This window comes from Catellatospora sp. NPDC049133, assembly GCF_040648455.1.
GTDB classification, from domain to species: domain Bacteria; phylum Actinomycetota; class Actinomycetes; order Mycobacteriales; family Micromonosporaceae; genus Catellatospora; species Catellatospora aurea.
Genome location: NZ_JBEZDT010000003.1, coordinates 115,175 through 134,630 on the forward strand (window position 1 = coordinate 115,175; position 19,456 = coordinate 134,630).

Here is a 19,456-nt window from a genome sequence, read left to right on the forward strand (position 1 = left end):
GTCTGGCCTCATCTCGTGTCCTGAAACGGCGATCTTGAACGGTCGTGCGGAAACCTCAGGCCGGGTCGGCGGCGGTTTCGGCGATCGCGGCCAGGTGGGCCTTGACCTGGATGACGCTGGGGTTGGTCAGGGCGCTGCCGTCGGCGAAGCGCAGGGTCGGCACGGTCTGGTTGCCGCCGTTCACGCTCATCACGAAGTCCGCCGCGTTCGGGTCCTGCTCGATGTCGATCACCGTGTAGGCGATGCCCTCACGGTCGAGCTGGCTGCGCAGCCGGTGGCAGTAACCACACCACGTGGTCGAGTACATGGTCAGCATGGCGATCCTCGGGTCGGGGGAGCGGGGGCTCCCGGGGACTCTAGCGGTGGCAACATCAACGACACCTGGGATGATTCCCTGTTGTGACCAGAGACGCTGCCCCCGACACGGCCCAGAAGGTACTCGCGGGGCTGGACGAGGAGCAGGCGGCCGCGGTCACGGCGCCACCCGGTCCGGTGTGCATCCTGGCCGGCGCCGGCACCGGCAAGACCCGGGCGATCACCCACCGGATCGCGCATCGCGTGATCACCGGGCAGGTGCAGCCGAAGCACGTGCTCGCCGTCACTTTCACCGCACGGGCCGCGGCGCAACTGCGCGAGCGGCTGGCCGGGCTCGACGCGCACGGCGTGCAGGCCCGTACGTTCCACGCCGCCGCCCTGCGCCAGCTGCGCTTCTTCGCGCCCCGGCTGCTGCGCGGCCGGGAGATGCCGGAGCTGGTCGAGAGCAAGGCGCGGCTGATCGTGCTCGCCGCGGCACGGGCCGGGGTGCGGGCCGACCGCACCGGCGCGCGTGACCTCGCGGCCGAGATCGAGTGGTCGAAGTCGTCGCTGGTGGAACCCGGCGAGTACGTGGTCGCCGCCGCCAAGGCCGGCCGGGAGACCCCGCTGGAAGCGGCCCAGGTGGCGTCCGTCTACACGGCGTACGAGCACGTCAAGCGCCAGCAGGGCGTGATCGATTTCGAGGACCTGCTGCGCGCCATGTGCTGGGGCATCGAGGAGCACTCCGACGTCGCCGAGCAGGTCCGCGCGCAGTACCGGCACTTCGTCGTCGACGAGTACCAGGACGTGAACCCGCTGCAGCAGCGGCTGCTGGAGGCATGGCTGGGGGGGCGCCGGGACCTGACCGTGGTCGGCGACGCGGCGCAGACCATCTACTCGTTCACCGGCGCGACCTCGTCGTACCTGGTGGACTTCGCCCGTACGCACCGCGACGCGACCGTGGTCCGGCTGGTCCGCGACTACCGATCGACCCCGCAGGTGGTGGGCCTGGCCAACGCCGTCATCCGGCAGGCCAGGGGCAGCGAGGCCCGGCTGCGGCTGGACCTGGTCGGCCAGCGCCCGGCCGGACCCGAACCGGACGCGAGGGTCTTCCCCGACGAGCACGCCGAGGCCGCCGCGGTGGCCCGCCGCTGCGCCGACCTGATCGCGGCGGGCACCCCCGCGTCGGAGATCGCGGTGCTGTTCCGCGCCAACGCCCAGTCGGAGACGTACGAGGAGGCGCTGGCCGACGCCGGGGTGCCGTACGTGCTGCGGGGCGGGGAGCGTTTCTTCGAGCGGGCCGAGATCCGCCAGGCGATGGTGGCGCTGCGCTCGGCCTCCCGCGCCGACGGCGGCGACGACCTGGTCGGCACGGTCGGCGCGGTGCTGGTCGGCCTCGGCTGGCAGCCCGAGCGGCCGCCGTCCGGCGGAGCCGCGCGGGAGCGCTGGGAGGCGCTGGCCGCGCTGGTCCGCCTGGCCGCCGAGTTCCGCCCCGCGCCGGGCGCCGACGAAGGACTCGCTGGGTTCACCGCCGAGCTGGGCCGGCGCGCCCAGGCGCAGCACGCCCCGACCGTCGCCGGGGTGACCCTGGCCAGCCTGCACTCCGCCAAGGGCCTGGAGTGGGACGCGGTGTTCCTGGTCGGGCTCGTCGAGGGCACCATGCCCACCGCGTACGCCCGCAGCGCCGAGGCGCTGGAGGAGGAGCGCCGGCTGCTGTACGTCGGCGTCACCCGAGCCCGGCGGTTGTTGTGGCTCAGCTACGGCGAGGCGCGCTCGTCCGGCGGCCGGGCCCGGCGTCCGTGCCGGTTCTTGCAGGGCGTGCCGGGACTTGCTCCGTTCGGTGGGCAGGCCGCCGCGCCGCGGGCCGAGCGGCCCGGGCCGGGTGCGCCCCGGGTGCCGCGCAAGACCGTCATCGTGAGCTGCCGGGTGTGCGGGGCGACGCTGCTCGCCGGGCCGGAGCGCAAGCTGGGCCGGTGTGCGGGCTGTCCCTCCTCGCTGGACGAGGAGCTGTTCGAGCGGCTGGGCGACTGGCGGGCCCGGGTCGCCGCCGCGGCGAAGATCCCGGCGTACGTCGTCTTCACCGACGCCACCCTGACCGCGCTGGCCGAGCGTCAGCCATCCGACAGAGCCGGCCTCGTGGAGATCGCCGGCATCGGCCCGCGCAAGTTGGAGCTCTACGGCGAGGCAGTTCTCGCGCTGTTGAAGGGCGCTTCGGTGGCGGATTTGCTGCCTGAACAACCGACTTCAGAAGATCTTCAAAAAGATTTGGCAACAGAGCCGTAAAACCGTTTGCGCCTTCCCGCCCGGGAGGCATAGCCTTCGGTCACACCTCCAAGAGCGCGCATCAGTGCTGCTCCTGGATGGTGGATCACGTTCTGTACCGACGAGGCAAGTAAGGAGGCGAGTCCCATGGAGATCACGTTCAAGACCACGAACGCGGCCGTTCCGGCGGCGCTCGCCGCCGCCTGTGCTCAGTCGGTCATGGTCGCGCCGTTCGCCCCGGAACTCGCACCCGCCGGCCACGCCACGCGTGGCGTCAAGGGCGCATTGGGCGCACTGGGCGGCTCGACCGCCACCGGTCTGCCGGTGGAGCAGCTGCCGGTCCTGCGACAGCTGGCCTGGAACCCGAACCCGATCAAGGTGGCCCCCGCGGGAGCCGCCAAGCCGAAGAGCATCACCAGCACCATCAGCACCACCCTGGCCTACCGGAACCAGGAGTCCTCGGGCATGAAGCTCGATGGATTCAGCGGGCTCCCACCTCGAGGTAAACCAAAGGTCTAAACCAGACCACCGGCTCACCTCGAGGCCGCGGAACCCGTACACCGGGATCCGCGGCCTTAGTTATTTCCACCCCCATGGAAAGCGATCCACGAGATCGAGATGAAAGGAAGGTGACCGGAAGATGAGTCTGGCGTTGGCCCCAGTACTCGACTTCAGCGTCGAGCTGGGTGCGGAGCTGCCCTGCCGGAAGTTCGACCCGGACCTCTGGTTCTCCGACGCTCCTGCGGAGCTTGAGCTGGCGAAGTCGCTTTGCGGCGAGTGCCCGCTCAAGGCCGAGTGCCTCTCCGGGGCGCTGGAGCGCGAGGAGCCCTGGGGCGTCTGGGGCGGCGAGATCTTCGAGCGTGGTGCGGTCGTGGCGCGCAAGCGTCCGCGTGGCCGTCCGCGTAAGGACGACCTCGCTCGCGAGGCGGCCCTGGTGGCCGAGACCGAGGCGCGTGTCGCCGCGGTCACCGCTCGCGAGTCCGTCCGTCTCGCAGCCTGAGCAACTCCGCAACACCCAATCCAGCCGCCTGCCGGCTAAGTCACTACCAGCGCAACGGAGAGAAGCAATGAGAAACGGAATCAGCGACATCTATATGATCCACGAAATCATGAGTCGGGCTCGAATGCTTGAGCCTCAGAACATCCCCTCTGAGGCTTCCCGTTCCGCCCGCCAGATCATGGTCGCCGCGCATCGGCGTGCACGTGAGCTGTCGCAGCGATAAGTGAATCAAGACGGATGCCCGCCGGCGAAGCCGGCGGGCATCCGTCTTTTGGAGTGTGAGCAGCTCAGTCGGTCGGTTCCGCGAAGCCGGGGAGCCAGCGCTCCAGGATGGCGCGGTACGGCGCCTTGGCCTCGAGCTGGCACAGCACGCCGATGGAGCCCAGCGTCACCCGGTGGATCATCAGGTACGACGGCGGCAGGTTCAGCTGCCGTCCCAGCGCGTACGCCGGGCTGCGCGGGCTGGCCAGCCGGGCCGCCTCCTCGCGCAGCCAGGCCCGGGTGAAGCGGAACTCCTCGGCGGCCAGCGGCTCCAGCATCGGCCGCACGTAGTCCAGCACCGCCTGCGCGTCGATGTCGGCGTTGGCGCGCACGAAACCCTCGCCCTGCAGCCCCCTGAGCACCTCGTCGGCGCGCCCGGCCAGGGCGAGCCGGGTGATCCGGCCCACCGGCTCGGGCAGGCCCTGGGGCAGGCGCGCGACCGCGCCGAAGTCGATGACGGCGAGCCGGTCGTCGGGCAGCAGCCGGTAGTTGCCCGGGTGCGGGTCGGCGTGCAGCAGCCCGGCCCGCTCGGGGGCGGAGAAGTGCAGCGTGGCCATGAGCGCCCCGGCCCGGTCGCGCTGGGCCACCGTGCCACTGCCGATGATCTTCGACAGCGGGATGCCCTCGACCCACTCGGTGACCAGCACCCGCGGCGCGGCGGCCAGCACCTGCGGCACCAGGATCTCCTCGTCCCCCGCGTACGCCGCCGCGAAGGCGCGCTGGCTGGCCGCCTCCAGCTCGTAGTCCAGCTCCTCGACCACCCGCGCGCGCAGCTCGGTGACCAGCGGCTTGACGTCCAGCCCGGGCTGGATCACCTTGAACAGCCCGGCCAGGCGGGAGAGCTGGGCCAGGTCCGCGATCAGCGCGTCGCCCGCGCCCGGATACTGGATCTTCACGGCGACCGGGACGCCGGTGCGCTTGCGCGGCACCTTCCACTCGGCCCGGTGCACCTGGCCGATGCTGGCCGCGGCGGCGGGCGTGTCGTCGAACTCCCGGAACAGCGTCCGCCAGTCGCTGCCCAGCTGCTCCGCCAGCACCTTGTGCACGGTGGCCGCGGGCAGCGGCGGGGCCGCCTCCTGGAGCTTGGTCAGCGCGTCCCGGTAGGGCTCCGCCAGGGCGTCGGGCAGCGCCGCCTCGAACACGCTCAGCGCCTGGCCGAGCTTCATCGCGCCGCCCTTGAGCTGACCCAGCACGCTGAACAGCTGCTCGGCCGTACGCTCCTGGATCTCCGCGGAGATCACGTCGGAGGCGAGGCCGGTCACCCGCTTGCCGAAGCCGAGCACGGTCCGCCCGGCGAAGCCCAGGGGAAGAGAAGCCAGCTTGGCGGTCCGGGAGACGGCACGGCGCGGGATGTCGGTCACCGTGCCATTGTTGCCGACCACGCGGATTTCGGCCTGTTCCGGCCGGTGAAGACCCTGTGGAGATGTCAGCCGCGCCGCCGCCGGGTGCAGTCGCAGGACGGGTGGGGCGACCAGGAGCGCCGACGCCAGGGCAGCACGCCGTTGATCTCCACCGTGCTGCCGATCGTGGTCGGCGCGGCCCCGTCGAGGTAGGCCAGCACCTCGGCGGCGGCGAAACCGGCGGCGGTGAGCCGGGTCGCCGCCGGGCACGGGTCGCCCCCGGCCGACGACTGGGCGAGCTGGGCCGCCAGCCGTGGCCAGGACGGGTCGCGGTCGGTGCGGTGCAGGTCGAGACAGCGCAGGCAGGGACCACCGGTGGCGGGCACGAGCGGCCCGACCACGGCCACTCCGTCGCGTACGGTCAGCGCCAGGTGCGGCACCCTCCGGCGGGTTCCGCGGGTGGAGACCGCGTGCCCGACCTGCACGCGGAACGTGGCGTCGGTGGCGCGCAGAGTGCCCGCCTGCGGTCTGCTCCCTCGCGCCAGGGGCAGGCTGTCCGCCGCGCCAGGCAGGTCGTCCGCAGCGGCCGTCACACCGCGCGAGCCGCCCGAAGCGTCCGCCGCGCCTCGGGAGCAGGCCACGGCGTCCACCGCGCCGCGTGGGCTGGTCACGGTGGCGGCCGCGCCGGGGGAGGCCACCGTGCCCACCTTGCCCACTCCGGCGTCCAGCAGGGCCGTGGCGACCAGGCGGGCGGTGGGGCCCGCTCCCGCGATGATCACGCGGGCCTGGCCCCGCCGCTGGAGCACACGGGCCGGGGTCCCGGCGGTCTCGGTCCGGCGCAGGGCGAGCGCGGCCGCCTCGTCGGCCAGCCGGGCCCGGTGGTCGGCGGGCAGAGCGGCCGGCATCAGCGCGTGCGCCGGCAGGACCAGCCCGTGTGCGGCCAGCGCGGCCAGCACCTCATGCACGTCCTCGGCCCGCATCCCCAACCGCGCCATTTCGGCCAGCACGGCCCGCTCGGTGCGGGAGCCGTCGAGCAGGTCGAGCAGCCGGGCCGCGGACCGGTGCGGCAGCTCCAGCACGACGGCGTGCTCTGGATCCGTGCCGAGCTGGACGGTGTGCCGGTCGCGCCACATCGGGCGCAGCCCCGGCAGCAGGGCGGGGCGGGACATCGGGGAGGGGCTCACAGCCGCCGAGGGTGCCAGCGCCTGACGGGTACGCCCGCGGTTATCCACAGCTCTTCCCCGCTGATCAAGAGGTTTTCCACAACACTGACCTGGGTTATCCACAGATCTTGGGGAGGAATGTCGGGAAAGCGACAGGAGCCCGCAGTGTCTGCGGGCTCCTGTCTCGCGTTGTCCCTCAGGCCTTGCCGAGAATGCGGTTCACGGTCGTCCCGCAGACGGGGCAGGGCCCCTTGGCCATCCGCATGCCAGTCTTGGAGATCTCCACCTTGCCGGTGAAATCACGCTTTTCCTTGCACTTCACGCAGTAGCCGTTGTACTTCTCTTCGGCCACGATTCCTCCTCATGATCCACGGTGACTCGTCCCGGCGGCTTGCGCTGTGACGGTGGAAGTCTGCCTGCCCGAATCGATCTGAGTAGTCAGGTTACGCGGGACACGCCGGAGTCATCACGCTTGTAGAAAATGAGGCATTTTCTTAAAGACGCCTGTGCATTGAGTAATGTCCCTTATGCGTACCAGTGGCGCGGGTCACGGCCGGAAGAATTTTCTTGGCGAAGGCCACCTATCCCGGCAAATCTGGCGATGATCACAAGATTGACTCTTGCGCCCCCCTGGCACCGGGCCGCTAGCGTCCCTTCCGTGAGTAACACCCCCCTGGTTACCCCCGGGTGCCCCCTGGTCTGCGCCGGTCGCTAATGGCCGCCGCACGCAAACCCGTGGTAGAGGTCCGGCGCAGTGAGCGCCGGCGGCGGACGGTGTCCGCCTACCGCGAGGGGGAGCGGGTCGTGGTGCTCATTCCCAGCCAGTTCTCCCGAGCAGAGGAGAGCGAGTGGGTGAGCAAGATGCTCGCCCGGCTCGCCGCGCGCGATCAGCGCAGCCAGCGCAGCGACGCCGATCTCGAAGTCCGCGCCCGCCAGCTCGCCTGCCGTTACCTGCCCGAGTTCGGGGCCGTCGCGGTGCCCGCGACCGTGCGCTGGGTCGGCAACCAGAACGGCCGCTGGGGCTCCTGCACCCCCGCCGACCGCACCATCCGGCTGTCCGAGCGGGTGCGCGAGATGCCGGGCTGGGTCGGTGACTACGTGCTGCTCCACGAGCTGGTGCACCTGATCGTGCCCAGCCACAACGCCCGGTTCTGGGCTTTGGTCGGCCGCTACCCGCGCACCGAGCGCGCCCGGGGCTACCTCGAAGGCATCGCCGCCGCCGAACACGCCCGCGCCGAATAACGCCTGCCCGCCCCGGCCGCCGTCCCGTCGACGCCGCTGCCGCCCCGTTGCCCGTCGACGCCGTCACGCGCCCTGCTGTCGACGTTGGCCTATCAGGTCGATTCCGGGGCGCGGATTTTCGATGTGATAGGCCAACGTCGGTAAAAGCGCGGGCGGCCGACGGGATCAGTCCTGCTTGGGGCCGCTCTCGGGGTTGCCCTCGTCGTGGCTGGGGAGGTCGTCGAGGCCGCTGAGGTCGAGGACCGTGGTGTCGGCGGCGGCCGCGTAGGCGGCCGGGTCGGCGAAGTCCTCGTCGTCGGGCAGCAGGTCGGGGTGCTCCCACAGGGCGTCGCGGCCGGACACGCCGCGGTGCTCGGTGAGCGCCGCCCACAGCGCCGCCGCCTCGCGCAGACGGCGGGGCCGCAGCTCCAGGCCGACGAGCGCGGCGAACGTCTGCTCCGCGGGTCCACCGGCCGCGCGGCGGCGGCGGAACGTCTCGGAGAGGCGTACGACGTTGGGCAGGCGGTTGCCCGCGGCCTGCTCGACCACGTGCGTCACCCAGCCTTCGACCAGGGCGAGCACGGTCTCCAGGCGGCGCAGGGCGGCCTGCTGCTGAGGGCTGTCGTCGGGGGTGAAGATGCCTTCGAGCTGCAACTCGGCCATCGACTCCGGGTCGGCGGGATTGACCCGGCCGAGCGCCTCCTCGATGGCCTCCCGGTCCACCCGGATGCCGTTGGCGTACGCCTCCACAGCGCTGAGCACGTGCCCGCGCAGCCACGGCACGTGGCCGAAGAGCCGCTGGTGGGCGGTCTCCCGCAGGGCCACGAACAGGCGCAGCTCGCCGGAGTCGATGTCGAGGCCGTCGCCGTACGCCCGGATGTTGGCCGGCACGAGGGCGGCGGTGCCGCTGGGGCCGAGCGGCAGGCCGATGTCACCGGCCGAGAGCACCTCGACGGCGAGCTTGGCCAGTGCGGTGCCGAACTGGCCGCCGAACAGCGCGCCACCCAGGCTGCTGATCATCGCGGCCATCGGGCCGAGCTGGGCGCGGGCCTCCGGCGGGACCAGGTCGCCCATGGCGTTGACCATGCGTTCGGCGACCGGGTCGGCCAGCTTGCGCCAGACGTCCAGCGTGTTGAAGATCCACTCATTGCGGTTCCACGCCGCGGTGGTGACCACGCCGCTGGGTAGCGCGGTGGCGGGGTCGAGCCACAGGTCGGCCAGGCGCAGCGCCTCGTCGACCGCGGCGCGGTCGGCGGCGGTCACGGCCGGGTCGCCCTCGCTGTTGAGCGAGGTGGTGGCGACCTGCCGGGCGAGGTCCCAGTTGACGGGGCCGCCGCCGCTGGAACTCATCGCCATCAGCTGCTGCAGCCCGGCGAGGAACTGCTGCATCTGCTGCGGGTCGTTGGGGTCTGGTGGTTGGCCGCCAGGAAGGGCGAACCCGAACGGGGTGTCAGGCACGCTCTCCACCGTACGCGAAGTTGAGCCGAAGTGACTCATACCCTCCCCGTGATCGGGGACAAGTCAGGGTCCGGCGCGCACGAGGGACGCTTGGATAGGCTGGCCGCCATGAGACGTCGCGGGTTGACTGTGGTGCTGGGCGCGGTCCTGGCCGTGCTGCTGCTGTTCGCCATCGGGCAGGTACGGGTGCCGTACGTGGTGGAGAGCGCCGGCCCGACCGTGGACACGCTGACCGCCGTCGACGACAAGGGCGAGCTGTGCACACCGGGCGCGGCCGGCGCCGGGGAAGGCTGCCACGAGGTCATCTCGATCACCGGCGGTCCCGCGGTCTCGAAGTCCGACGGGCAGCTGCGGCTGGTCACCGTCAACGTGCAGTCGTCGACCGACCTGGTCTCGGTGATCCGCGGCTGGTGGTCCGACGAGGAGGCGGTCGTGCCGTACGAGCTGCTCTACCCGCCGGAGGCGACCCGCGAGGAGATCGACCAGCAGGGCCAGGAGGACTTCAAGAACTCGCAGTCCAGCGCGGAGACCGCGGCGCTGCGCGAGCTCGGCTACCCGGTGCGCATCTCCGTGGAGAAGGTCGTCGCGGGCGGCGCGTCGGACGGCAAGCTGAAGCCGGGCGACGTGATCGACACCGTCGACGGCACCGCGGTCACCTCCAACGGCAAGCTGCTGGAGCTGATCCAGGCCAAGCCCGCGGGCTCCACCCTCAAGCTCGGCGTCACCCGCGACAAGGCCCCGGCCACGGTCGAGGTGACCACCAAGCCCGCCTCGGCCGAGGACAACACGCCGCGGGTCGGCATCGAGGTCAAGACCGACCAGCCGCACCCGTTCACGTTGAACATCAAGCTCGACGACATCGCCGGCCCGAGCGCCGGGCTGATGTTCGCGCTCGGCATCATCGACAAGCTCACGCCCGAGGACCTCACCGGCGGCAAGGTCATCGCGGGCACCGGCACCATCGACGACGAGGGCAACGTCGGGCCGATCGGCGGCATCCCGCAGAAGCTGTACGGGGCGAAGGCGGCCGGCGCCAAGATCTTCCTGACCCCCGCCGCGAACTGCGAGGAGGCCAAGGCGAACGCGCTGCCCGGCCTGCCGCTGGCCAAGGTGGCCACCCTGGACGACGCGCTGGCCGCCCTGGCGACGGTGCGCTCGGGCGGCACGCCGCCCACCTGCTGATCGGCCGAGGTGCGCTTTCCTGTCAATAAGCTGAGAAACGCGGGCTCCGCTCCGGCGCGGGCCCGCGTGAAACAGCACGTCAGACGACTCACCACGGTTCCGTAAGGCCTGCCATCAGTGCCGCGCTCTTGCACGGCAACGTAGGCTTCCACCGTGGTGACCCGATCAAGTCAACTGCCGCACATGAGCCGTCGCGGACGAGCCTGGCTCATCGTGCTGACCGGCCTTCTTGTCTTCTTCGCCGTCCTGGGCTGGGTGGTCGAGGCCTGGACCGAATGGCTCTGGTTCGACGAACTGGGCGCGACCCAGGTCTTCACCGGCCAGCTCGGCACGCGGATAGGCCTGTTCGCGGTGTTCGGCCTGATCATCTGGGCCTTCCTCTTCGGCAACCTGTACCTGGCGTACAAGCTGCGCCCGTTCCTGCCGCCGACCGGGGTCGAGCAGCAGGCGCTGGAGCGCTACCGGTATCTGCTCGGCCCGCACCTGATGCGCTGGTTCGCGCTGGCGGCAGGCGCTGTCGCGTTCTTCGCCGGGCTGGCCGCGCAGGGGCACTGGCAGCAGTGGCTGCTGTTCGAGAACGCCCAGCCGTTCCACCAGACGGACCCGCAGTTCAACATCGACATCGGGTTCTACGTGTTCAAGCTGCCGTTCTGGCAGTACCTGCTGAACACCGGCTTCACCGTGACCGTGCTGGCGCTGATCGGCGCGCTCGGCGTGCACTACCTCTACGGCGGGGTGCGGCTGTCCGGCGCGGGCGACCGGATGACCACCGGCGCGCGGGCCCACCTGACCGGCCTGGTCGCGCTGTTCGTCAGCCTCAAGGCGATCGCGTACGTGCTGGACCGCCGGGCGCTGCTGCTGGACACCATCTCCGGCACGGACCTGACCGGCGCGGGTTACACCGACATCCAGGCGCTGCTGCCGGCGAAGGAGATGCTCACCTACATCTCGGTGATCGTCGTCATCGCCATCCTGATCTTCTCGAACGCGGTCATGCGCAACCTGGTGTGGCCGGGCGTCGCGCTGGGCCTGCTGGCCATCTCGGCGGTCGCCATCGGCGGCATCTACCCGTGGGGCGTGCAGACGTTCCAGGTGGACCCGAGCCGCAACGTCAAGGAAGCGCCGTACATCGACCGGACGATCCAGGCCACGCGCGCCGCGTACGGCCTGGACACCGCGACGACCACGCCGTACGCGTCGGACACGGTGGAGCCGCCCGCGTCGCTGGCGCAGGACAAGACGATCGTGCCGAACATCCGCCTGCTCGACCCGGCCGTGGTCGCCGAGACCTACACGCAGCTGTCGCAGGTGCGCAGCTTCTACCAGTTCGGCGACAAGCTCGACATCGACCGCTACACCATCGACGGCAAGACCGCCGACTACGTGGTGGGCCTGCGGGAGATCGAGTACAGCAAGCTGACCACCGCGCAGAGCAACTGGATCAACAAGCACACGGTCTACACCCACGGCTACGGCCTGGTGGCGGCACCCGCCAACACCACGGTCTGCGCCGGCCAGCCGTACTTCGTCTCCGGCTTCTTCACCGGCCAGGCGCAGGGCGCGGACCAGGGCTGCTCGTCGTCCACCGACAAGCTGCCGGTCGACCAGCCGCGCATCTACTACGGCGAGCGCATGGGCGAGTACGCGATCGTCGGCAAGCCCGACGGCGGCACCAGCGCCGAGTACGACCGGCCCACCGGCGACGCCACCGACGCCCGCTACACCTACACCGGCCAGGGCGGCGTCGACCTCGGCTCGACCTGGCGGCGGCTGCTCTACTCGATCAAGTACGCCGAGTCGAACTTCCTGCTGGCCGACGCGGTCAACGACAACTCGAAGATCCTCTACGAGCGCGACCCGCGCACCCGGGTGCAGAAGGTCGCCCCGTTCCTGACGCTGGACGGCGACCCGTACCCGGCCGCGGTCGGCGGTCGCATCGTGTGGATCATCGACGGCTACACGACCAGCGCGAACTACCCGTACGCGCAGCGCATCGACCTGCAGGACGCGACCAGTGACTCGCTGACCGGCGACGGCACGTTCCGGCTCGCCCGGCAGGACATCAACTACATCCGCAACTCGGTGAAGGCCACCGTCGACGCCTACGACGGCACCGTCACGCTGTACGAGTTCGACGACAAGGACCCGATCCTCAAGGCGTGGAACAGCGCGTTCGGCGGCAAGCTGATCACGGAGAAGGCGAAGATCCCGGCTGAGCTGGCGCAGCACTTCCGCTACCCGGCGGACATGTTCAAGGTGCAGCGCGACCTGCTCACCCGGTTCCACGTCAACAACGCCAACGACTTCTTCAACGCGCCCGACTTCTGGGCCGTGCCGAACGACCCGGCCAACGCGGGCTCGGCCAAGCAGCCGCCGTACTACCTGCTGACCCAGCTGCCGGGGCAGACCGAGCCGCGCTTCCAGCTCACCGCCGCGGTGACCCCGCGGGAGCGGCAGAACCTGGCCGCGCTGATCTCCGGGTCGTACGTCGACGGCAAACCGACACTGCAGGTGCTGGAGCTGAGCAAGGACGGCCGCATTCCCGGACCGGGCCAGGCGCAGCAGCTGATGGAGAACTTCGAGACGGCGCGAAGTCAGCTCAACATCTGGAGCACCAACGTCGTCAAGGGCAACCTGCTGTCCCTGCCGTACGGCGGCGGCATGCTCTACGTCGAGCCGATCTACCTGCGCTCCAGCGGGGAGAAGGCGTACCCGCTGATGAAGAAGGTGCTGGTCAGCTACGGCGACAAGGTGGCCTTCGCGGACACCCTCACCGACGGCATCAAACAGCTGGTCGGCACGGGCACACCACCGGTGACCACGCCCGGCAACCAGCCACCGCCGACGACGGGTTCGCCGACGCTGGCCGCCGCCGCCGAGAAGGTCAACAAGGCCATCGACGACGTGCGGGCCGCCCAGCAGTCCGGCAACTTCGAGGCGTACGGCAAGGCGCTGGCCGCGCTGGAGGCGGCGATGAAGGAGTTCGAGCAGGCGAGCGGCACGACGCCGCCCCCGGCTGCCTCGCCCTCCGCACCCGCGCCCTCCCCGTCGCCGGCCACCACCGGCTGACGGCGGCAGGCCGAGACGACACGGGGTGAGACGCTGAGACGGCGCTCACCCCGTGTCGATTTGCGGGCGATGCGATCAACCGGCTATGGTTTAGAGACCGCCGCGGGGTGGAGCAGCTCGGTAGCTCGCTGGGCTCATAACCCAGAGGTCGCAGGTTCAAATCCTGTCCCCGCTACGAACGAAGGACCCGGTTCCGATGGAGCCGGGTCCTTCTGCATGTGGGTAAGGTGACCAGAGTGACGAGGGAAGACCTGGTCCGGCTGCGGCAGGCCCGTGACCGGATGGACCGCGAATACGCGCAGCCGCTGGACGTGGCCGCGCTGGCGCGCACTGCGCTGATGTCGCAGGGGCACTTCTCGCGAAGCTTCCGGGCCGCCTTCGGTGAGACGCCCTACAGCTACCTGATGAGCCGCCGGATCGAGCGCGCCCAGGCCCTGCTGCGGCGGGGCGACCTGAGCGTCACCGAGGTCTGCCTGGCCGTCGGGTTCACCTCGCTGGGCTCGTTCAGCAGCCGGTTCACCGAGGTCGTCGGCGAGAGCCCGAGCGCCTACCGGGCCCGTGACCACTCCTGGAGCGCGGCCCTGCCGGGGTGCGTGGCCAAGATGTTCCTACGGCAGGTCAGGAACGGCGAGTCCGCTCGGCCGACCCGGGCCCCGGCGCGACCGGCCGGGGCCTGAGCCCGCCTTTCAGGGTGTGACCGCGATGTTGGTCAGGCCGGCGGTGGCGTTGGCGACCGTGTTGGAGGCGTACACCACGTTGAGGTTGCCGGCGCACTTCGAGGTCGAGGTGATCCGGATCGCGTACTGGCCGATGCCGCCCAGGTTCGAGCTGTTGCCGCGCCACACGTTGCCGCAGCCGTTCGGGAAGGACGGGGTGGTCACCGGGTTGTGCGTCTCGTAGCCGTTGACGAACACGCCCGGCGCGGCGAACGTGCCGGTGTTGTTCTCGATGACGTAGCCGATGCCCTTGGCGTCGATCCACGAGTCTGCCGAGTTCTGCCCGGAGATGCCGCGCCCGTCGAATGTGTTGCCGCGGATCACCCCGTCGAACGTGCCCTCCTTGATGTCGATGTGCTCCGCGGCGACGTACGGGCCGATGCGGTTGTTCAGCACCTGGACCCGGTCGGAGCGGTCGACGCCGCCGGAGTTGCCGTGGCAGGCCCAGTTGGACCCGGCCGAGCCGAGGTAGACGCCCTCGCCGTAGCCGGGCTGGACCAGGCCGGTGTACTCGATGACCGAGTCGCGGATGATGCCGTCGGCCGACGAGCGGCGGAAGTGCACCCCCTCGTCCTCGGTGTGGTGCACGTGCACGCCGCTGATCGTCACGTGGTGGGAGTCGTCCAGCACGATGCCCTTCTTCGACTCGGCCACGGTGAACCCGGTGAGGTTCCAGTACGGTGCGCCGAACAGCCACAGGCCGTACCCGGAGTCCCAGCCGGCGGTGGGCGCGGGGCAGGACGGCGCGGTGCCGCTCGGCCCGTCGTTGATCAGCACCGCGGTGCGCGGCCCGGTCAGCGTGATCCGCGCGTTGGCGGTGCCCGGCCGGGTGGTGGCGAACGCCCCGCGGTAGGTGCCCGCCGCGAGCCGGATGGTGGTGCCCGGGATCGCGCTGTTCAGGGCACTGCTCAGTTGCGCGGCGGTGGCGACGTCGACGACCGGGCCGCCGGGCGGGGGCGGGGACGACGGCGGCGGGCCGGACGGTGCGGCGGACGGGGACGGCGACGCGCTGGGGGAGGCGCTGGGCGACGCCGGGGCGGACGGCGACGGGCCGGGGCCGCCGGTGCAGGACGCGCCGTTCACGGTGCAGTCGGCCGGGGTGCCGATCCCGGCGGCGTTGAAGCCGAAGGTCTGCGAGGCGCCCGGGCTGACGGTGCCGTTCCAGCCCACGTTGGTGAAGGTGTATCGCTGCCCGCTCTGGGTGCGGACGGAGCTCCAGGACGAGCTGACCGTGGTGCCCGTCGGCAGGTCGAACGCGACGGCCCAGCCGGTGGCGGGGGCGTCGCCGGTGTTGGTGATCGTCACGTCGGCGCCGTACCCGGTGGCCCACACACTGACCTGGGTGACCGTCACGCGCAGCATCGGTCCGGCGGCATGTGCCGCGGTGCTGGTCAGGTAGGGGACCGCCGCACCCAGCAGGGCGACGGCTGCCGTGACCGCGACCGCGCGGAGGGTTCGCATCGACCGGCTCCTTTCTGGAAGGTTTGTTGCCAGTCATCGAACACGGTGGAGGCCGTCCTGCCAAGGGGATGGCGTCCGTGAATGTGGGCGGATAATCGATTAGACACGGTCGACAACGGTGACATAGTCTGTAACAGCCGACGCGGGGTGGAGCAGCTCGGTAGCTCGCTGGGCTCATAACCCAGAGGTCGCAGGTTCAAATCCTGTCCCCGCTACCAACAGCACGAAGACCGAGGGCCCTCATCCGGGAACGGACGAGGGCCCTCGGTCTTGTGGTCCCTAGGTGAGCGGGCCTGCGGCCTTCACGAAGGCCTGCCAGAACGCCGGAGCCAGCGTCTGCGCGTACTGCCAGGTCAGGTGGTTGCTGTCGCGGTAGACGACCACATCGCCCGCGAGGCCGTAGCACCATTGCGCATCGCACAGCCCGTCACTGAGATCCATGACGGTGACCCGGGGGTCGCCGAGGGCCGCCGCCGCGGCCGAGATCAGGTCAGGCTTCAGCGCCTTGTCCCGGGCCACCGCGCAGCGGCGCAGGTTGGCCTGCTCCTTCTCGACGCAGGACGGAATGGACTTGCCGAGCATGCTCGGGGTGTCGCGCAGCACGACGACGCGCTTGCCAGCCGCCAGCAGCCGCTGCCACTTGCCGATGAACGCCTCGTTCTGATCGGCGAGCGCCGGCCGACCCGGCAGCGCCTCGAACCGATAGGCCGCAGAGTATGCGGTGACCAGCACGTAGTCGATCTCCGGATCGTCGACGATGCGGCTGGTGACGTCCTCCTGCCACGCCGTGCAGTTGTCCTGCCGCTCCTTCGCCTCGCGCGGCAGCACCCGGATCGCCTCGGCGAACGGGCACGACATCTTGAAGTAGGTCTTCACCCGCAGCCGGTTCTCGTCGGCCAGCCGGCGCAGCGTGCCCAGCCACTGGGTGGCGTGCGAGTCGCCGACCATGGCCACCCGGTAGGCCGCGTCCTTCGGGCCGAAGGAGCACTCCAGGACGTGGCGGGTGTCGAGCGTCGGGTCGCAGGCGGTGTACTCCGGATTGGACTGGTCTTTGACTGCCAGCGTCGCCGACATCCGCGGACCCGAACCGAAGGGCGGCGCGCAGTCGGTCCCGGTGAACACGGCCGCGCCGATGCACCCGCCCCCCGCTTCGTCGAGCCGGCTGGTGTAGCTGGCGGCGGCTTCGGCGGCGCGGTCGTCGAGCTCCGCGTTCGCCTGGACGGAAGCGGCGAACATGGCGGCGACCAGGGACACGGCGATCGCGAGCGAGGGCCAGCGGCGCACCTTGAGCGCCCGGTTCGTGCGCAGCGGGGTCTCGAAGAAGTGGGTGCTGAGCCAGGCCAGGAGCAGGGTGGACGCCAGCACCGCGACCTTTGCGGGCAGCGCGAGGGGCACGTCCAGCGCGAGCGGCAGCAGCAGGAGCAGCGGCCAGTGCCACAGGTAGACGGCGTACGAGATGTCGCCGATCGCGGTGGCCGGCCGCAGCGACAGCCACCGGCCCACCGAACCCCGGCCGTCGGGGCGAGCCAGGATGAGCGCGGCGGTGCCGAGCACCGGTAGCAGCGCGGCGTAGCCGGGGAACGCCGTGGCCTTGGTGTAGAGCACCGCCGAGGCGAGCACTGCGGCGAGGCCCAGCCAACCCCAGACGGCCCGGGCCTTGACGGTCACCAGGGCGCACAGGGCGCCCGCGGCGAACTCCCACACCCGAGTCGGCGTGATGAAGTAGGCCTGTTTCGGGTCGGCGCCGGTCTGGTAGACCGAATAGGCGAGCGAGACGAGCAGCAGCGCCGAGAGCACCACGACGACGGCCCGCTTCCGGCTGACCAGCCGCATGGTGACGAGGATGAGCAGCGGCCAGAACGCGTAGAACTGCTCCTCCACGGACAGCGACCAGAAGTGCTGCACCGGACTGTCCGGTGCGTTCTGCAGCAGGTAGTCGACGGAGTTGCCGGCGAGCACCCAGTTCTGGACATATGCCGCACTGGCCAGCAGTTGCTTGAACGTGTCGGCCCAGCGGTCGTCGGGCAGCAGCAGGTAACTCGCCACCGCCGTGGCCACCAGCACCAGCCCCGCCGCGGGCAGCAGCCGCAGCGCGCGCCGGGCGTAGAAGGAACCCAGCCGGATGGTGCCGCGCGTCTCGATCTCGCGCCACAGATGTCCGGTGATGAGGAAGCCGGAGATCACGAAGAACACGTCGACGCCCACGTAACCGCCGGTCAGGTGCGTCGGCCAGAGGTGGTAGAGCACCACCACCATGACCGCTATCGCCCGGAGGCCCTGAATGTCGGGCCGGAACCCTCGGTCGGTCGGCGTCGGCTGCACCGTCGTCGGGGCAGCCGGCGTCGGGTGCGCCATGAGTTGCATGCGGTCGTCCATCCCCAAGATGAGGAATGCACGCTAACACAATCGGGTCCTTCGGAATCCGCCGTGAGCTGGGCGGCAGCCTCGCCCCAGGGCCCTGCCACGACAGACCGGAGCCCGGTTCCTGGCCAGGAACCGGGCTCCGGCGATTCTGGGATCAGCAGGCCGTCACGGGTTGGTGAAACCCATGGCGTACGAGCCCGAGCCGCTGTACGCGTACACCCGGTACCGGTAGTAGCCGGCCGTGCCGGAGTAGGTCAGCGTCTCCGCGTTCGACGGGGTCGTGCCGGAGGCCACGTTCGCCCACGCCGACCCGTTCCACTTCTGCAGATAGAGGTCGAAGTCCGTGCCCGACGGGCCCGCCACGCAGCCGCGGTGGGTGCCGGAGCTGGTGGACTGGTAGTAGCTGTTGTCCGGCTGGTAGGCGCTGCCGCCGCTGGACAGCGAGCCGCTGCGGCTGAACTCGTAGCCGGTGCAGCCACTGCCGCCGGGCGGCGGCGACGACGGCGGCGGGCCGCTGCCGGTCACCAGGGTCAGGCTGTACGCCGACAGGATCTCGTTGACCGGCTGGAAGTAGGTCGTGCCGCCCGACGAGCAGTTGCCGGAGCCGCCGGAGGTGACACCCTGGGCCTGGCTGCCCGCGATGAGCGAGCCGCCGGAGTCGCCCGGCTCGGCGCAGACGTTGGTGCGGATCAGGCCGTTGACGGTGCCCTGCGGGTAGGTGACCGAGGAGTTGCGGGCCTGGATGGTGCCGCAGTGCCAGCCGGTGGTGGAGCCGGACCGGCAGACCGACGCGCCGACGGCGGCCTCGGTCGAGCCGGACACCGTCACGGTGCCGCCCGCGTAGTTGTTGACCAGCCCGCGCGGGGTGTTGCCGGAGTTGACCCGCACCCAGGCGTAGTCGTTGCCGGGGAAGCTGGACCCGGCGAAGGTGCCGCTCGGCTGCGTCGTGGTCGCCCCGGTGCTGCCGCAGTGGCCGGCGGTGATGAAGCCGCCGTTGACCGAGAAGCCGACCGAGCAGCGGCTGCCGCTGCCGATGTAGTACGCGTTGCCGCCGATGACGTCGATGTAGGGCACCGGGGTCTCGGCGCTCGCCTCGACCCGCACCGCGGCGGCGTCGACTCCGCTCTGCCTGACGAAGGCCGCCGCGTCGGCGCCCGACTTGGCGAGCACCACGACCTGGTTGGTGGTCACGTCGACGTACCAGCCGGGGACCGTCTGGGGGGCCTTGGTCGCGACGGCGTCGAGCTGGGCCTTGACCGCGTCGAGCTGGGTGAGGCTGCGGGCGACCAGCCGCGGGGTCGCCCCGGCGGCGCGTACCTTCGCGGCCTGGGACTCGCTGGTCACGCCGACGGTGAACGTCTTCGCGTCGGCCGACAGCCAGCCGCCGGCGTAGGCCCCGCCGAGCGACTTGCGCAGCGACAGGTCGGCCTTGCCGGCCTTGGTCTCGTTGGCGAGCCGGGCCTGCACGCCGGCCGGGTCGAGCTTGAGGTCACGGGCGAGGGCCTGGAAGACCTGGGGCGAGATGCCCGCCGCGGTGGCGGCGTCGGTCGCGGCGTCGGGGCTTTGTCCCGCCGCGGCCGGATACGTCAGTGCGACGGTGATGCCCAGGGTGAGGGTCGCCGCCGCCGAAGCGAAGAGGAGTCTGCGGTTCATGCAGCGAAAACT

The 19,456-nt window shown here is 70.9% G+C and carries 15 protein-coding genes and 2 tRNA genes; 9 read left to right on the plus strand and 8 right to left on the minus strand.

The window, feature by feature from the left end:
* Positions 1-55: 55 nt before the first annotated feature.
* Complete coding sequence (locus AB0B35_RS04270) at positions 56-316, minus strand: mycoredoxin (RefSeq protein ID WP_360521411.1); 261 nt, start codon at positions 314-316, stop codon at positions 56-58.
* 83 nt (positions 317-399) lie between these two features.
* Here AB0B35_RS04270 and AB0B35_RS04275 point away from each other — a divergent pair, with 83 nt between their 5' ends.
* The 3 genes from AB0B35_RS04275 to AB0B35_RS04285 all read left to right on the plus strand — a co-directional run bounded on the left by AB0B35_RS04275 (position 400) and on the right by AB0B35_RS04285 (position 3,556).
* On the plus strand, positions 400-2,577 hold the full coding sequence (locus AB0B35_RS04275) for an ATP-dependent DNA helicase UvrD2 (protein WP_361040497.1): 2,178 nt from the start codon (positions 400-402) through the stop codon (positions 2,575-2,577).
* A 126-nt stretch (positions 2,578-2,703) separates the two neighbouring features.
* On the plus strand, positions 2,704-3,075 hold the full coding sequence (locus AB0B35_RS04280; protein WP_361040500.1) for a hypothetical protein: 372 nt from the start codon (positions 2,704-2,706) through the stop codon (positions 3,073-3,075).
* Positions 3,076-3,196: 121 nt separating this feature from the next.
* Positions 3,197-3,556, plus strand: a complete 360-nt coding sequence (locus tag AB0B35_RS04285) for a WhiB family transcriptional regulator (protein ID WP_360521402.1) — start codon at positions 3,197-3,199, stop codon at positions 3,554-3,556.
* 287 nt (positions 3,557-3,843) lie between these two features.
* Here AB0B35_RS04285 and AB0B35_RS04290 read toward each other — a convergent pair whose 3' ends face one another.
* The 3 genes from AB0B35_RS04290 to AB0B35_RS04300 all read right to left on the minus strand — a co-directional run bounded on the left by AB0B35_RS04290 (position 3,844) and on the right by AB0B35_RS04300 (position 6,672).
* On the minus strand, positions 3,844-5,178 hold the full coding sequence (locus AB0B35_RS04290) for an AarF/ABC1/UbiB kinase family protein (protein WP_361040502.1): 1,335 nt from the start codon (positions 5,176-5,178) through the stop codon (positions 3,844-3,846).
* A gap of 65 nt (positions 5,179-5,243) precedes the next feature.
* Entirely contained in the window at positions 5,244-6,341 is a 1,098-nt protein-coding gene (locus AB0B35_RS04295) for a hypothetical protein (protein ID WP_361040504.1), read from the minus strand.
* A 175-nt stretch (positions 6,342-6,516) separates the two neighbouring features.
* The gene (locus AB0B35_RS04300; protein ID WP_166381884.1) at positions 6,517-6,672 is read right to left on the minus strand and encodes a DUF5679 domain-containing protein; all 156 of its coding nucleotides are present in this window, start codon (positions 6,670-6,672) and stop codon (positions 6,517-6,519) included.
* A gap of 362 nt (positions 6,673-7,034) precedes the next feature.
* Between AB0B35_RS04300 and AB0B35_RS04305 the strand changes: the two genes are divergently transcribed.
* The gene (locus AB0B35_RS04305) at positions 7,035-7,562 is read left to right on the plus strand and encodes a M48 family metallopeptidase (protein ID WP_360521393.1); all 528 of its coding nucleotides are present in this window, start codon (positions 7,035-7,037) and stop codon (positions 7,560-7,562) included.
* A gap of 165 nt (positions 7,563-7,727) precedes the next feature.
* Here AB0B35_RS04305 and AB0B35_RS04310 read toward each other — a convergent pair whose 3' ends face one another.
* Positions 7,728-8,999 carry a zinc-dependent metalloprotease gene (locus tag AB0B35_RS04310; protein WP_361040506.1) on the minus strand — a complete coding sequence of 424 codons (1,272 nt, stop codon included), beginning with the start codon at positions 8,997-8,999 and terminating at the stop codon, positions 7,728-7,730.
* A gap of 108 nt (positions 9,000-9,107) precedes the next feature.
* Here AB0B35_RS04310 and AB0B35_RS04315 point away from each other — a divergent pair, with 108 nt between their 5' ends.
* From AB0B35_RS04315 to AB0B35_RS04330, 4 genes are all read left to right on the plus strand, one after another.
* Positions 9,108-10,181 carry a PDZ domain-containing protein gene (locus AB0B35_RS04315; RefSeq protein WP_361040508.1) on the plus strand — a complete coding sequence of 358 codons (1,074 nt, stop codon included), beginning with the start codon at positions 9,108-9,110 and terminating at the stop codon, positions 10,179-10,181.
* 183 nt (positions 10,182-10,364) lie between these two features.
* Positions 10,365-13,250, plus strand: coding sequence for a UPF0182 family protein (locus AB0B35_RS04320; RefSeq protein ID WP_361040511.1), 2,886 nt, complete (start codon positions 10,365-10,367; stop codon positions 13,248-13,250).
* Positions 13,251-13,351: 101 nt separating this feature from the next.
* A tRNA-Met gene (locus tag AB0B35_RS04325) sits at positions 13,352-13,425 on the plus strand.
* Positions 13,426-13,531: 106 nt separating this feature from the next.
* Positions 13,532-13,927 carry a helix-turn-helix transcriptional regulator gene (locus tag AB0B35_RS04330; RefSeq protein WP_361040844.1) on the plus strand — a complete coding sequence of 132 codons (396 nt, stop codon included), beginning with the start codon at positions 13,532-13,534 and terminating at the stop codon, positions 13,925-13,927.
* A gap of 9 nt (positions 13,928-13,936) precedes the next feature.
* On the opposite strand, the gene AB0B35_RS04335 is transcribed toward AB0B35_RS04330, so the two are convergent.
* Entirely contained in the window at positions 13,937-15,427 is a 1,491-nt protein-coding gene (locus tag AB0B35_RS04335; RefSeq protein WP_361040513.1) for a cellulose binding domain-containing protein, read from the minus strand.
* A 141-nt stretch (positions 15,428-15,568) separates the two neighbouring features.
* On the opposite strand from AB0B35_RS04335, the gene AB0B35_RS04340 reads away from it, so the two are divergent.
* Positions 15,569-15,645, plus strand: a tRNA-Met gene (locus AB0B35_RS04340).
* Between the two features lie 61 nt (positions 15,646-15,706).
* On the opposite strand, the gene AB0B35_RS04345 is transcribed toward AB0B35_RS04340, so the two are convergent.
* Together AB0B35_RS04345 and AB0B35_RS04350 are read right to left on the minus strand one after the other, a co-directional pair.
* Positions 15,707-17,791 carry an acyltransferase family protein gene (locus tag AB0B35_RS04345; protein WP_361040515.1) on the minus strand — a complete coding sequence of 695 codons (2,085 nt, stop codon included), beginning with the start codon at positions 17,789-17,791 and terminating at the stop codon, positions 15,707-15,709.
* Positions 17,792-17,956: 165 nt separating this feature from the next.
* A complete protein-coding gene (locus AB0B35_RS04350) occupies positions 17,957-19,444 on the minus strand; it encodes a S1 family peptidase (RefSeq protein ID WP_361040518.1) in 1,488 nt (495 codons plus the stop codon).
* Between the last annotated feature and the right edge of the window lie 12 nt (positions 19,445-19,456).